Genomic DNA, 14,799 nt, shown 5'->3' on the forward strand with positions numbered 1-14,799 from the left:
CAATATTTTAATATTTTATGAGCATTCAAGAGACCATTCAAGCATTACGAGAAGAACTTAATAAACACAATTACAACTATTACGTACTAGACAATGCTACAATTTCTGACTATGATTTTGATATAAAGCTCAAAGAACTGCAAGATTTAGAAAACAAACACCCTGAATTTTTTGACGAAAATTCGCCTACACAGCGCGTAGGAGGTTCGGTGACAAAAAATTTTAAAACCATTGCGCACCAATACCGCATGTATTCTTTAGATAATTCCTATTCGAAAGAAGATCTTTTGGATTGGGAAAACCGTATCCAAAGAGTTTTAGGCAATGTAGAGCTTCAATATACCTGCGAATTAAAATACGATGGTGCTTCTATCAGTATTTCGTACGAAAACGGAAAACTAGTTCAGGCATTAACACGCGGCGACGGTTTTCAGGGAGATGAGGTAACTAATAACATTAAAACCATAAAATCAATTCCTTTACATTTAAAAGGAAATTATCCGGACAGATTTGATATTAGAGGAGAAATCATCCTGCCTTTTGCTGGTTTCGAAAAAATGAATCAGGAATTAATCGAAATTGGAGAAACACCGTATTCAAATCCAAGAAATACAGCGTCAGGAAGTTTAAAATTGCAAGACAGCGCTGAGGTTGCCAAACGTCCGCTTGAATGTTTATTATACTTCGTTACAGGAAATAATTTACCGTTTAAGTCGCAGTTTGAAGGTTTAGAATCTGCAAGAAATTGGGGATTCAAAGTTCCAAAAGAAGCCAAATTGGTAAAAAATATGCAAGAAGTCTTTGATTTTATTGATTATTGGGACATACACCGCCATACACTGCCTTATGAAACCGATGGTGTTGTTATAAAAGTAAACAGCATCCAGCATCAGGAAGAATTAGGTTACACAGCAAAATCACCGCGCTGGGCAATTGCCTATAAATTTAAATCAGAGCAGGTTTCTACAATATTAAAATCCATTTCTTATCAAGTGGGAAGAACGGGCGCCATAACCCCAGTTGCAAATTTAGAGCCGGTACAGCTTGCGGGAACCATAGTAAAAAGAGCTTCTCTGCACAATGCCGATCAAATCGAAAAACTAGATATTAGAATAAATGATACCGTTTTTGTAGAAAAAGGAGGCGAAATCATTCCGAAAATCATTGCTGTAGATTTAGAAAAACGTCCAGAAAATTCAGAAAAAACAACTTACATATCCTATTGTCCAGAATGCCATACCGAATTGGTTAGAAATGTGGGCGAAGCCAATCATTACTGTCCGAATTTCTACGGATGTCCGCCGCAGATTATTGGCAGAATTCAGCATTATATTTCTAGAAAAGCTATGGATATTGAAGGCTTGGGAGGAGAAACTGTTGCGCTGCTTTTTAAAAACGGATTAGTGCACAATTATGCAGATTTGTATCAATTGAAGGTAGATGATATTCTGCACTTGGAAAGAATGGCAAAGAAATCTGCTGAAAATTTGGTAAATGGTGTTGAGAAATCAAAAGAAATTCCGTTTGAAAGCGTTTTGTTTGCCCTTGGAATTCGTTTTGTCGGCGAAACTGTAGCTAAGAAATTAGCAAAACATTATAAAAATATTGACGCATTGAGCCAGGCTTCTTTAATGGATTTAATTTTAGTTGATGAAATTGGAGAAAGAATAGCTAAAAGCGTAATTGAATTCTTTGAAAACGAAGAAAATAAAACCATCATTGAGCGTTTAAAAAGTTACGGAATTCAATTTCAAATTGAAGAAAAAATCAATCCAAATGCAACAGAGAAATTTGTTGGAAAAACATTTGTAGTTTCTGGAGTTTTCAGTCAGTTTTCTAGAGACGAGCTCAAGAAGGCGATAGAAGATAACGGCGGAAAAGTAGGAAGTTCCATTTCTGCAAAAACAGATTTTGTTGTAGCTGGTGATAATATGGGACCAGCCAAATTAGAAAAAGCCACCAAATTAAATATCACAATATTGTCAGAAGAAGATTTTGTAACTAAATTGAATGAAAGCGAATAAGCCGTCTTTAATTTTATTTTTTTTGGCCTTGCTCTGCACCATCATTTTTGACTGGACAGAGCAGGAATTTCTTGCGACTTATGCAAAAACCATTGTACTGCCAGCGATATTTATTTACTATTTAATAAGTTCAGAATTTAAAATAAAAAAAACAGAAGGCTTTATATTTTTATTCTGTTTTGTGGGACAGGTTTATGATTTAATGGAAATAGAAACCTCTGAAATTGCTGGAGTTATCAGTTTTTTAGTGGTCTATATGTTATTGGTGAAAATTTTTATCAGAGAGCACGAAAGAATCCGCCTTACCAAACGAGACATTCTTCCAATTTCGATAGTTGTAGTTTTTATAGTGTACCTTTTGGTTTCGGTTTTAAGCCTGCAATTGGACAATATGAAAAAATTCAATTTTCTCTATACTTTTTACGGAATCGTTTTGAGTCTTTTAAGTTATTTTGCCTTTGTAAGCTACATCACAAAAGGAACACACATTACTTTGCTAATGTCACTTATGGCAATAAGTTATATCTTTTCGGATATCTTCTATATTTTTAATGAATATTTCTCGTATTCTGTAGTATTGGTTCTCATACGAGACATAACTCAAATTCTGGCTTATTTCTTTATGGTAGAATACTTTTTGGAAAAAGCCAGAATTCAAAAAAAAGTTACACAACAATAGTTCTGCCTTGATTGGTATGCGCTTTGTCTTTGTCAAAATAAAAATCGATACGGCCTAGATTTATTCCATAGCAGCCAACCTGATTTACCAGAACATTTTCTCCTGCTTTATTTTTAACAATAGTCGGTTTGTCAAGAAAAGTATGTGTATGTCCGCCAATAATCAAATCGATATCCTGCGTTTGTTCGGCAAATTTAAGATCAGAAATCTTATTTTCATCGTCTTTATATTTGTAACCTAAATGCGAAAGACAAATAACTAAATCGCATTTTTGTTCTTTCTTTAAAAACTGTGTCATATCCTGAGCAACTTCAACAGGATTATTATAAACAGTCTCCAAGTATAATTTTTTATCTACTAAACCTTGTAATTCAATTCCAACACCAAAAACACCAACCTTAATTCCGTTTTTATTAAAGATTTTGTACGGCTTAACATGTCCGTCCATAACCGTGTTTTTAAAATCATAATTCGAGTTGATAAAATCAAAACTAGCATGCGGCAGCTGCGCATATAACCCGTCAAGACCATTGTCAAAATCATGATTTCCGATAGTGGAAGCGTCATATTTCATCATACTCATCAGCTTAAATTCCAATTCACCTCCATAATAATTAAAATAAGGAGTTCCCTGAAAAATATCTCCAGCATCTAATAAAAGCACATTCGGATTTTCTCTACGAATGGTTTCTATCAAAGCAGCACGTCGCGACACGCCTCCTTTATTAGGATTACGCGGATCGTCTGCTGGAAAAGGATCAATGTGGCTGTGCACATCATTAGTATGTAGAATGGTTAGATGCTTAATTTCGTCGTAAGTTTCAAAACTGCTCAAAGACAATCCTAAACTTAATAGGGCAGTACTTGCTGCTGTTTTTTCGATAAACTCTCTTCTTTTCATTTTATATTTTATTTTGTGAAAGCGCTGGTATATTTTAAATTTTATTCTTCCGTAATTCTGATATTTTTTGGAGCAGTAACGGTGTCCACTTCTTTAAAATAATCAATTAACACATTTCTCAATTTGTAATTAAGATCAAATTTTTGAGTGTTTTTGGCAAAGAAAGTCATGCTGTCACCGCCATTTGCCAAATAATCATTTGTAGCAACATAATACGTTTTATTAAGATCAAGCGGTTTTCCTTGAATCAATATGTCTTTAGCCGCATTTTGTTTCGTAATCGTAAAAGTCATTCCAGACAAAGGCTGTGGTTTTTTCTCCTTAATAATGTAAGCTGCGATTTCTAGAATCTGTTCTCCTTTTAAGGCTAAAACAACCAGATTGTTTTCAAAAGGCATAATTTCAAAAGCCGTTCTTGTAGTGACATTTCCTTTAGGAAGAATAGCGCGGATACCGCCGTGATTTAATAAACATAAATCAATGCTCTTTTTTTCGCGTTTTTCAAAAACAAGGTTTCCTCTTTGCAGACAGACATCTGCTAATAGGCTTCCAATGCTCGTCTGCCATTTTCCAGTGCTTTTGTCAAGTGTTTCAGGAGCATAAGCCAAAACGTTGTCCAAATCTTTGTTAATGTGGTCGCGATAAGGTTTAATAAAGTTTTCAATCTCTGGAGTTTCTGCAGTCTTCTCAGTAACAGGAAGTTGTTTTCCTTCGATTTTGGTTAAATTATAGTTTTTCTGACTGCAGGAAACTATAAAAAAAAGTGTTAAGAATATAACAAAAAGTTTTAAAAATCCGTTATACTTTTTTAGTTTTACCATTTTAAATGCAACTTAAATAATTAATTTTGTAATCTGGTAAAAGTACTATGTTTTTGAATTATATAAAGGAATTTTTTGTAAAAAAATCATTAAAAAATAACTGGAGTAATCAAAAAAACGAAGTCTTTTCTAAGGATGTTCAAACGATTGGTTTGTTGGTAGATGAAAGTGAATTTCTCGAATCAAAAGCGCTGATACAAGAATTAACGCTTCACGGAATTGCTCCAGAAAACATTAAAATAGTCGCGTACAGAGATAAAATTGAAAAGAAAAAAACGTATTCTAGGCCTACTTTTGGTAAAAAACACATCGATTGGAAAGGGGAGATTACAGCAGATTTTTTGAACGATTTTATTCAAACAGAATTTGATATTCTGATTAGTTATTACGACATCGAAAAAGCAGTTTTAATGCTCGTAACCAAAAAGTCAAAAGCAAAATTTAAAATTGGTTTTTCTTCTGTAGATGCAGGTTTAAACCGTTGGATGATTAATACCGGCAGAGAGAATTACAAACTTTTCGTTTCCGAATTGTTTAAGTATTTAAAAAGTATAAAATAAATTAGTTAAAATATGCAATCATTAATAGGAACTGGTGTTGCCCTTGTAACTCCATTTAAAAAAGATTTTTCAGTAGATATCGAAGCTTTGCAGAGAATCGTAAACTTTTCTATAGACGGAGGAGTTGAATATCTTGTAGTAATGGGGACAACCGCAGAAAATGCCACCCTAACTGCTGACGAAAAAGAATTGGTTATCAATACAGTAATCGATGTAAATAAAGGAAGACTGCCTCTTGTTCTAGGAGTAGGAGGAAACAATACCATGCAGGTTGTAGAGGAGTTAAAAACCAGAGATTTTAGTGCTTTTGAAGCTATATTATCGGTTTCTCCTTATTATAATAAACCAACACAAGAAGGAATTTATCAGCATTTTAAAGCAATTGCAGAAGCTTCTCCAGTTCCTGTAATTTTATATAACGTTCCAGGAAGAACTTCAAGTAATATGCTTCCTGCAACGGTAGTGCGTTTGGCTAATGATTTTGAAAATGTTGTAGCCATAAAAGAAGCTGCAGGAGATATGGCGCAGGCTATGCAGATTATTAAAAATGCACCAAGTGATTTCTTAGTGATTTCTGGTGATGATATGCTGGCGCTGCCTATCGTTTTAGCAGGCGGAGCAGGGGTAATTTCTGTAATCGGGCAGGGATTTCCTAAAGAATTTTCAGAAATGATTCGTTTAGGACTCAATAAAAAAGCCGCTGACGCGTTTAAAACACATTATTTTCTTTCTGACAGTATCGATATGATTTTTGAGCAGGGAAATCCAGCCGGAATCAAACAAATATTCCAGGCATTAGGAATTGCAGACAATACGGTTCGTCTTCCGTTAGTAACTGTTGATGATTCGCTCGCGTCAAGATTAAATGAATTTGTGAAAAATAGTATAAAATAAACGTCACGTTTACGGTATTTTAATATACTAAAAAATATATTTTGTAGTAGCTAAATTAATAACTAAATTTGCCACCGAAACTTCGGTGTGATTTTGCTTTGGCATAATTGTCTCAGAGATCATAATAAAAGTAAGAAAATGAAAAAAATAGTTGCGCTTTTAATTGTTGCGGTTCTTATTTGCTCTTGCAGCGAATACCAAAAAGTGTTGAAGAATGATGATGTTGCGGCTAAGTTTGACCTTGCAACCAGAATGTACGAAGCTGGAAAATATAATAAAGCAATTCGCCTTTTTGAGCAGTTATCGGCTTCTTACAGAGGAAAACCCCAGGCAGAAAAACTTTTTTATATGTTTTCACAATCTTACTACAAAACTAAGCAATACTATTTGGCTGGTTATCAGTTTGAAAGTTTTGTTTCGGGGTATCCAAGAAGTGAAAAAGTACAGGAAGCAGCCTTTTTGGGAGCTTACAGTTATTCAAAATTAGCGCCTGTTTACAGTTTAGATCAGACAGATACAGTTAAGGCTTTGGATAAATTACAAGCTTTTATTGATAATTATCCTAATTCAGAATACATTCCTCAGGCAAATGCAACTGTTCAAGTGCTGAATGGTAAATTAGAGAAAAAAGCCTATGAAAATGCAAAAGGTTATAATACAATTTCGGATTATAAATCTGCATTAGTGGCTTTTGATAATTTTATTGCTGATTTTCCAGGAACACCTTTTAAAGAAGACGCTTTGTTTTATAAATACGATTCAGCATACCAATTGGCAGTAAACAGTATTCCTTCTAAAATGGAAGAACGTTTAAATGTTGCAAAAGCAGCTTACAACAATTTGATAAAATTTAAAAGCGACACAAAATATAAAAAACAAGCAGACGAAATGTATGCTAGAGTTGAAACAGATTTACAAAAATATACTAAATAAAAACAAGTCATGGATTTAAAAAAGACGAATGCTCCTGTAAATACAATAACTTACAACAAAACAGTTATTGAAGAGCCAACAGGAAATGTGTATGAAGCAATTACCATTATGGCTAAAAGAGCAAATCAAATTAATTCTGAAATTAAAAAAGAATTGACTGAGAAATTAGAAGAATTTGCTACTTACAATGACAGTCTTGAAGAAGTTTTTGAAAATAAAGAACAAATTGAAGTTTCTAAATTTTACGAAAAATTACCAAAACCACACGCTTTAGCTGTTCAAGAATGGTTAGACGGTAAAACTTACCACAGAAGTTCAAACAAATAATACAGTACAATGTCAGTTTTAAACGGGAAAAAGATTTTACTCGGAGTATCCGGTGGAATCGCAGCCTATAAAACAGCCTCATTAGTACGACTTTTTATAAAAGCAGGTGCACATGTCCAAGTGATCATGACACCTGCTTCTAAGGATTTTGTAACCCCGCTTACATTATCTACCTTATCAAAAAATCCAGTACATTCAAGTTTCTTTAACGAAGAAGATGCAGATGCAGTTTGGAATAATCACGTAGAATTGGGTCTTTGGGCCGATATCATGCTGGTTGCTCCTGCTACTGCCAATACATTGTCTAAAATGGCCACAGGAAACTGTGACAATCTGTTAATTGCAGTCTATTTATCGGCAAAATGCCCAGTGTATTTTGCGCCTGCAATGGATTTAGATATGTATAAACACCCATCAACATTGTCTAGTTTTGCTGCCTTAAAGCAGTTTGGAAACATCATGATTCCAGCTGAAAGTGGAGAATTGGCTAGTGGTTTGTCAGGAGAAGGTCGTATGGCTGAACCAGAAAATATTATTGCATTTCTAGAAGCCGATCTGGAAAGTAAACTGCCTTTGAAAGGAAAGAAAATACTCGTAACAGCAGGGCCAACCTATGAAGCGATCGATCCAGTACGTTTTATTGGAAACCATTCTTCTGGAAAAATGGGATTTGATATTGCTAATGAAGCTGCAAATCTAGGAGCAGAAGTCTTTTTGATAGCTGGACCTACACATTATAAAGCTAAAAATAGCTTAGTAAAAGTAATTAATGTCGTTTCTGCACAAGAAATGTACGATGCCTGTCATATTTATTTTGATGAAGTTGACGCTGCAATTGCAGCTGCGGCGGTAGCAGATTACAAACCTAAGTTCGTTGCAGATCAGAAGATTAAAAAAACGACAGCGGAGTTTTCTATAGAACTCGAAAAGACTAAGGATATATTATTTTCATTAGGAACTGTTAAAAAAAATCAGTTTTTAATTGGATTTGCGTTAGAAACACAAAATGAAATTGAAAATGCAAAGTTGAAAATTCAGAAAAAAAACTTAGATTTGATTGTTTTAAATTCCTTACAAGATGAAGGAGCTGGTTTTAAAAAAGAAACCAATAAAGTAACTTTTATTGATAAAAATTTTAAAATCGAACCAATGGAATTAAAATCAAAAGAATCGGTTGCATCTGATATTTTAAACAAAGTGATTTTGCATTTTTCAGAATCTTAATTTTAAATCTGTTTCTAAAACATAAATTTGAGATAATTTATGTTTGTAAATCAATATCTAAAATAACATGAATAGAATAGCTGCACTTTTAGTTTTTTTCAGTTTTGGCTTCTTGCAGGCTCAACAGCTAAATTGTATTGTAACTATTAATACAGAAAGACTTCCAAATCCGAATCAGCAGGTTTTTAAAACATTGCAGACTTCTCTTTCAGAATTTGTAAACAAAACAGATTGGACAGGTGCCGTTTTAAAACAAAATGAACGAATTAACTGTTCTATGTACATTACGTTATCATCAAACAGTTCCGATCAGTTTACAGGGACAATTCAGGTTCAGTCATCAAGATTGATTTTTAATTCGACTTATTCTTCGCCTGTTTTAAATTTTAATGATAAAGACTTTAATTTTAAATACACAGAATACGAGCCTCTATTATTTAACCCAAACGTTTACGAATCAAATTTGGTTTCTGTTATTTCTTTTTACAGCTATTTGATTTTAGGCATGGATGCCGACACTTTTCAGATGGGAGCAGGAAATCAATATCTTGAGACGGCTCAGAATATCGCAAACGTAGCACAGCAAGGCGGTTTTAAAGGCTGGACTCAATCAGACGGACTTCAGAATCGTTATTATTTAATCAATGATATGATTGCGCCTACTTATAGTGATCTTCGTCAAACCATGTTTTTATATCACACAGGTTTAGATGCTATGAGTCTTGATTTAAAAGCTTCTAAAGAGAAAATAAAAGGCTCACTAATGCTAATTGGAAAACTGGCATCTGTAAAGCCAAATGCTTTTATTACCAGAGTATTTTTTGATGCAAAATCAGACGAAATTGTCTCTATTTTTTCAGGTGGTCCCAGTATTCCAGTCACCGATCTGACCGATGTTTTGAATAAAGTTTCGCCATTGAATTCAACCAAATGGTCGCAAATTAAATTTTAGTATAAAACCCGTTTACAAATTTTCAATAGTTAACTATTATATTACATTTTTACCCCTATGATTACGTCCCTTTCTATTAAAAATTATGCTTTGATTGAAAAACTTGCGATAGATTTTTCAAAAGGTTTTTCTATAATTACAGGAGAAACAGGTGCGGGTAAATCGATTATTTTGGGAGCGATTGGCTTGGTTTTAGGAAAAAGAGCCGATTTGACTTCTCTTAAAAACAAAGAAGAAAAATGTGTAATAGAGGCACAGTTTGATATTTCTAAATATAATTTGAAAGAGTTTTTTGAAGCAAATGATCTTGATTATGAGGATGAAACCATTATAAGAAGAGAAATTCTTCCTTCTGGAAAATCACGAGCTTTTATAAATGATAGTCCTGTAAATTTACAAGAATTGCAAGATTTAAGTTTGTTTTTGATTGATATTCATTCGCAGCAGCAGACACAAGAGTTGTCAGATGAAAATGTGCAGTTTAAAATCATTGACGCTATAGCAGGAAATTTTGATACTATTGTAGAATATCAAAAAGAGTTAAAAGCATATAGATCAGATAAGTCTAAGTACAATGCTTTGGTTAAAAAGCAAAGCGACGCTGGAAAAGAGCAGGAGTACAATACCTTTTTGTTAAATGAATTGGTTGCTGCAAATCTTAAATCTGGCGAACAAGAAGAATTAGAGGCAGATTACGAAAAATTAAACAATGTAGAGATTATAAAAGAATCTCTAGATAAATCTTTAGCAATTGCAAATGAAGAACAATTTGGTGTTTTTCATAATTTAATTGAAATTAAAAATTCTATTCAAAAAATTGTATTGTTTTCACCAGAATACCAATTGCTTTTTGAGCGAATTTCAAGCCTGTCAATTGAATTTGATGATGTTTCTAAAGAGCTTCAAAACAACTCCGAAAAGTTGCTGAATGACCCTGCTCAGCTCGAGCTGACGAGTCAAAAATTACAATTGATTTACAATCTGCTCAAAAAACATCAAGCAAACACTGTTGATGATTTATTGCAGATTCAGGCTGATTTGGGTAATGCTTTATTAGCACTCGACAATATTGAAGAAGAGATTGCGGCACTTGCAGCTGAAATTGAAAAGAAAGCAGCAACATTAGATCGTATTGCAATGCTTATCCATGAAAACAGAATAAAAGCAATTCCGGTTTTATCAAGCCAGTTGATTTCAATTTTAGAAACATTAGGAATGCCTAATGTTCGATTTAATATGGAATTGATTTCTTCTGAAAATTATCTTCAAAACGGAAAAGAAGAATTACAGTTTTTATTTTCTGCTAATAAAGGAACCGATTTTGGATTGCTGAAAAAAGTAGCTTCAGGTGGAGAAATGTCTCGTATTATGCTGGCAGTAAAGGCAATTTTGGCTAAATATTCAAAACTGCCAACTTTAATTTTTGACGAAATTGATACAGGAGTTTCAGGAGAAATCGCCATTAGAATGGGTGAAATCATGAAGGAAATGAGTAATACCATGCAGATTTTTGCTATTACGCACTTACCTCAAATTGCAGCAAAAGGAGATTCACATTTTAGAGTTTCAAAATCAACTGTAGGAAATGATACGGTTTCAGAATTAAAGCTATTGACTCAGGATGAAAGAGTTATAGAAATTGCGCAAATGTTATCTGGAGCAAACATCTCAGATTCGGCATTAAATCATGCAAAAGAATTATTAAATTAAATATTTGATTTATATTTGTTGAGTTCAAACCTTGAATAGAAAACATTAAATCTATGCTCAAAAAAATTACTATTTTCTTTTTTTTAAGTTTTTTCGCTTGCACTATTCAAGCACAGGAAGTTGCGGAAAATAACAGTTCTACTTCTAAAGCTGTTGAAGGAAATGGTGTTTTTTTAGTTAAAGATTTTCCAGAAGGAGTGTATAAAACGTATGAAGATTTTTTGGAAAAAAAAGGAATCTACATGGGTGATGCTATAATACGAAAAAGCGTAGCGCGTTATAAGCCAATCGATAAATCTATTAGTGCGGATCAAGTTTATTTTGCTTGGACAAGAAATGATGTAAAACTCGACTTTTTTGCTGTTTCTTATAATGGAGTTCTATATATACAGCAAAAGTATTTTCGTAAATATTCAGTAAAAGAAGATAGAAATCAAGAAGGTGACAATGCACTATCTTATCATAGAGTTATTAATGATGGTAAGTTTTTGTATTTGGAGGGTTCTTTTGCTAATGGATGGTCGAAAGCATTTGCTTATGGCACCGGAGGGGCAGTTGGAGGAGCGATAGGTGCAAACTTAAATAGGTTAAAAGGTGTTGTGTTTGATGTCGAGAAAAAAGAATTTAACTATATAAGAGATTGTGAAGATTTGAATCTTTTAATAGAAAAATACGGCGGAACTAAAATAGAATGTAAAGATAAGGATGTTGATATTTTGACAGTACGTGAAAATATTCAAAAAATCATCCAATAATTCTAGTTGCTTTTACAAAAACAAATTAAAATAGAAATACAAAGAATATGATTATAGAACCTAGAATGAGAGGATTTATTTGCTTGACAGCCCATCCAGAGGGTTGCGCGCAAAATGTTAAAAATCAAATTGACTACGTAAAATCAAAAGGACAAATCGCCGGAGCTAAAAAAGTTTTAGTTATTGGTGCTTCAACAGGTTTTGGATTAGCTTCAAGAATTACCAGCGCCTTTGGTTCAGGTGCGGCAACAATTGGAGTATTTTTTGAAAAACCACCTGTAGAAGGTAAAACGGCTTCTCCAGGCTGGTATAATTCTGCAGCTTTTGAAGTTGAAGCGAACAAAGCAGGATTGTATGCAAAAAGTATCAACGGAGATGCTTTTTCTAACGAAATAAAAAGAGAAACGCTGGATTTAATCAAAGCAGACTTAGGACAAGTAGATCTTATTATTTATAGTTTAGCTTCACCAGTACGTACCAATCCAAATACAGGAGTAACACACCGTTCTGTTCTAAAACCAATTGGACAGACATTCACAAATAAAACAGTTGATTTTCATACAGGTAAAGTTTCAGATGTTTCAATTGCACCGGCAAATGAAGAAGACATCGAAAATACAGTTGCTGTAATGGGAGGTGAAGACTGGGCAATGTGGATCGATGCTTTAAAAAATGAAAATTTATTAGCGGAAGGAGCTACAACAGTTGCTTATTCTTATATCGGGCCGTCATTAACAGAGGCAGTTTACCGTAAAGGAACAATCGGACGCGCAAAAGATCATTTAGAAGCTACTGCATTTACAATTTCTGACAGCTTAGAATCTTTAGGAGGAAAAGCATACGTTTCTGTAAACAAAGCTTTAGTGACACAAGCAAGTTCTGCTATTCCTGTAATTCCGTTATATATCTCTCTTTTATATAAAATCATGAAAGAAGAAGGAATTCATGAAGGTTGTATCGAGCAGATTCAGCGTTTATTCGAAGATAGATTATACAATGGTTCTGAAGTTCCTGTTGATGAAAAAGGAAGAATTAGAATTGATGACTGGGAAATGCGCGAAGATGTTCAGGCAAAAGTAGCTAAGCTTTGGTTAGAGGCAACTACAGAAACGCTTCCAGAAATTGGTGATCTTGCAGGTTACAGAAGTGATTTCTTGAATCTTTTCGGATTTGAATTTGCAGGTGTTGATTACAATGCAGATACTAATGAAGTTGTTGAGATTGAAAGTATTAAATAAATAAAATATTCTGATTGCAGAAAGCAAAAACCATCAGCTAAAAGTTGATGGTTTTTTTATGAATATACGCTATCTTTGTTAAAATTTTTAGAATCTAAAAAATACACCTTAATACGCATATTCTGCTATGATTTTTTCTTTAATTATACCCGTGTATAATCGCCCGGATGAAGTAGATGAACTTTTGGAAAGTTTATCGAAGTCGGATTATAATGAAGCATTTGAAATTGTTCTTGTTGAAGACGGATCTTCTGTTCCCTGCCGGGATGTTGTAATGAATTACCAAGGAAAACTCAATATTTCGTATTATTTTAAAGAAAATTCGGGTCCTGGAGATTCAAGAAATTTCGGGATGCAGCGAGCGAGAGGTGATTATTTTATCATATTTGATTCAGATTGCATCATTCCTTCCAATTATCTCACAGAAGTAAGAAAGGCATTGGATGAAAAATATGTAGATTGTTTTGGAGGGCCTGACAAAGCTCTGGATAGTTTTTCTAATGTTCAAAAGGCTATAAATTTTGCAATGACCTCGTTTTTGACAACGGGAGGTATTAGAGGTGGTTCTGAAAAAATAAATAAGTTTCAGCCTCGCAGTTTTAATATGGGAATTTCTAAAAAGGCTTTTGAGGCTTCAAAAGGATTTGGAAATATACATCCAGGAGAAGATCCGGACTTATCTATACGTTTATGGAACCTTGGTTTTGAAACTCGTTTGTTTTCTAAAGCTTTTGTGTATCATAAAAGAAGAATTGACTGGGAAAAATTTTCTATTCAAGTCAATAAATTTGGGATCGCTCGTCCGATTTTAAATAGTTGGTACCCAGAACATAATAAGATTACTTTTTTCTTTCCGACCTTGTTTATCTTAGGTCTATTATTAGCTTTTTTATTGTTAATTTTAAATATTGATATTTTATTACAATTATATTTCGTATATTTCGTTATAATTTTTCTTACAGCGAGTATTCAGAATAAAAGTATTAAAATTGGATATCTCTCTTTGATAGCAGTTTGGAAACAATTCTATGGTTACGGAACGGGTTTTTTGATATCATATATAAAAATCATTTTGTTGAAGAAAAAACCACAAGAGGCTTTTCCTAAAATGTTTTTTAAAATATAGCATGACAAAAGTTATTGGTTTGACGGGCGGAATTGGAAGTGGTAAAACCACTATAGCATCCTATTTTAGAGAATTAGGCGTTCCGGTTTATATAGCAGACGATGGTGGAAAGAATGTGATGCAGACAGAGGAAGTTACCGATCAGATCAAAACAATTTTTGGTACCGGCATTTTTGATAATAATGTTCTAAATCGAGGAAAATTAGCGGACATTGTTTTTAATGACAAAGACGAACTTGAAAAGCTCAATGCTATTGTTCATCCCGCTGTTAAAAAAGATTTTGAAAAATGGCTGGAACAGCATAAAAACTTTGATTACGTCGTTTACGAAGCGGCAATTTTGTTTGAAAGCGGCCGTTATAAAGAATGTGATGTTGTGATTACAGTAACTGCGCCAGAAGAAGTAAGAATCGAAAGAGTAATGAAGCGTGACAGCAATACAAAAGAACAGGTTTTGAATCGAATGAAAATGCAGTGGAATGACGAAAAACGAATTTCTAAGAGCAATTTCGTGATTAATAACAATAATCTTAAAATTGCTAAAGAAGAAGTTGTTGAAATTCTTAAAATTTTGAATATAAAACAAAATCGGTCTTAAATGTTAATATTTGGTTAATGTATTATTTAGTATATTGTTAAAATATTAATTTTGTTT

General features: G+C 33.4%; 15 protein-coding genes. 13 read left to right on the plus strand and 2 right to left on the minus strand.

The window, feature by feature from the left end:
• Nucleotides 1-17: 17 nt before the first annotated feature.
• Both ligA and C4F50_RS04090 read left to right on the plus strand, forming a co-directional pair.
• Nucleotides 18-2,024: an NAD-dependent DNA ligase LigA gene (ligA, locus tag C4F50_RS04085; protein ID WP_193845143.1), complete on the plus strand. Its 2,007-nt coding sequence runs from the start codon at nucleotides 18-20 to the stop codon at nucleotides 2,022-2,024.
• Nucleotides 2,011-2,703: a lysoplasmalogenase family protein gene (locus C4F50_RS04090; RefSeq protein ID WP_193845144.1), complete on the plus strand. Its 693-nt coding sequence runs from the start codon at nucleotides 2,011-2,013 to the stop codon at nucleotides 2,701-2,703. The genes ligA and C4F50_RS04090 overlap by 14 nt, the downstream gene beginning before the upstream one ends.
• Here the strand turns inward: C4F50_RS04090 and C4F50_RS04095 are convergent.
• Both C4F50_RS04095 and C4F50_RS04100 read right to left on the minus strand, forming a co-directional pair.
• Nucleotides 2,690-3,604 (minus strand): bifunctional metallophosphatase/5'-nucleotidase, encoded by a 915-nt coding sequence (locus C4F50_RS04095; RefSeq protein WP_193845145.1) that lies wholly within the window; start codon nucleotides 3,602-3,604, stop codon nucleotides 2,690-2,692. The two genes, C4F50_RS04090 and C4F50_RS04095, sit on opposite strands and share 14 nt — an antisense overlap.
• Nucleotides 3,605-3,645: 41 nt before the next feature.
• Nucleotides 3,646-4,425, minus strand: coding sequence for a 5'-nucleotidase C-terminal domain-containing protein (locus C4F50_RS04100; RefSeq protein ID WP_193845146.1), 780 nt, complete (start codon nucleotides 4,423-4,425; stop codon nucleotides 3,646-3,648).
• 47 nt (nucleotides 4,426-4,472) lie between these two features.
• On the opposite strand from C4F50_RS04100, the gene C4F50_RS04105 reads away from it, so the two are divergent.
• From C4F50_RS04105 to coaE, 11 genes are all read left to right on the plus strand, one after another.
• Nucleotides 4,473-4,985, plus strand: coding sequence for a DUF6913 domain-containing protein (locus C4F50_RS04105; RefSeq protein WP_193845147.1), 513 nt, complete (start codon nucleotides 4,473-4,475; stop codon nucleotides 4,983-4,985).
• 12 nt (nucleotides 4,986-4,997) lie between these two features.
• The gene (dapA, locus tag C4F50_RS04110) at nucleotides 4,998-5,879 is read left to right on the plus strand and encodes a 4-hydroxy-tetrahydrodipicolinate synthase (protein WP_193845148.1); all 882 of its coding nucleotides are present in this window, start codon (nucleotides 4,998-5,000) and stop codon (nucleotides 5,877-5,879) included.
• Between the two features lie 138 nt (nucleotides 5,880-6,017).
• Complete coding sequence (locus C4F50_RS04115) at nucleotides 6,018-6,812, plus strand: outer membrane protein assembly factor BamD (RefSeq protein WP_193845149.1); 795 nt, start codon at nucleotides 6,018-6,020, stop codon at nucleotides 6,810-6,812.
• 9 nt (nucleotides 6,813-6,821) lie between these two features.
• Nucleotides 6,822-7,139, plus strand: a complete 318-nt coding sequence (locus tag C4F50_RS04120) for a DNA-directed RNA polymerase subunit omega (RefSeq protein ID WP_008463064.1) — start codon at nucleotides 6,822-6,824, stop codon at nucleotides 7,137-7,139.
• Between the two features lie 9 nt (nucleotides 7,140-7,148).
• Nucleotides 7,149-8,363, plus strand: coding sequence for a bifunctional phosphopantothenoylcysteine decarboxylase/phosphopantothenate--cysteine ligase CoaBC (gene coaBC, locus C4F50_RS04125; RefSeq protein WP_193845150.1), 1,215 nt, complete (start codon nucleotides 7,149-7,151; stop codon nucleotides 8,361-8,363).
• A gap of 67 nt (nucleotides 8,364-8,430) precedes the next feature.
• A complete protein-coding gene (gene porD / locus C4F50_RS04130; protein WP_193845151.1) occupies nucleotides 8,431-9,315 on the plus strand; it encodes a type IX secretion system protein PorD in 885 nt (294 codons plus the stop codon).
• Nucleotides 9,316-9,372: 57 nt separating this feature from the next.
• Entirely contained in the window at nucleotides 9,373-11,025 is a 1,653-nt protein-coding gene (recN, locus tag C4F50_RS04135) for a DNA repair protein RecN (protein ID WP_193845152.1), read from the plus strand.
• Between the two features lie 53 nt (nucleotides 11,026-11,078).
• Entirely contained in the window at nucleotides 11,079-11,780 is a 702-nt protein-coding gene (locus C4F50_RS04140) for a hypothetical protein (RefSeq protein ID WP_193845153.1), read from the plus strand.
• A gap of 47 nt (nucleotides 11,781-11,827) precedes the next feature.
• Nucleotides 11,828-13,018 (plus strand): enoyl-ACP reductase FabV, encoded by a 1,191-nt coding sequence (gene fabV, locus C4F50_RS04145; protein WP_193845154.1) that lies wholly within the window; start codon nucleotides 11,828-11,830, stop codon nucleotides 13,016-13,018.
• A 127-nt stretch (nucleotides 13,019-13,145) separates the two neighbouring features.
• Nucleotides 13,146-14,144, plus strand: coding sequence for a glycosyltransferase family 2 protein (locus C4F50_RS04150; protein ID WP_193845155.1), 999 nt, complete (start codon nucleotides 13,146-13,148; stop codon nucleotides 14,142-14,144).
• A 1-nt stretch (nucleotide 14,145) separates the two neighbouring features.
• Nucleotides 14,146-14,742, plus strand: a complete 597-nt coding sequence (gene coaE / locus C4F50_RS04155) for a dephospho-CoA kinase (protein WP_193845156.1) — start codon at nucleotides 14,146-14,148, stop codon at nucleotides 14,740-14,742.
• Nucleotides 14,743-14,799 lie beyond the last annotated feature (57 nt).

The sequence above is a fragment of the Flavobacterium hungaricum genome (assembly GCF_015182285.1).
GTDB lineage: Bacteria > Bacteroidota > Bacteroidia > Flavobacteriales > Flavobacteriaceae > Flavobacterium > Flavobacterium hungaricum.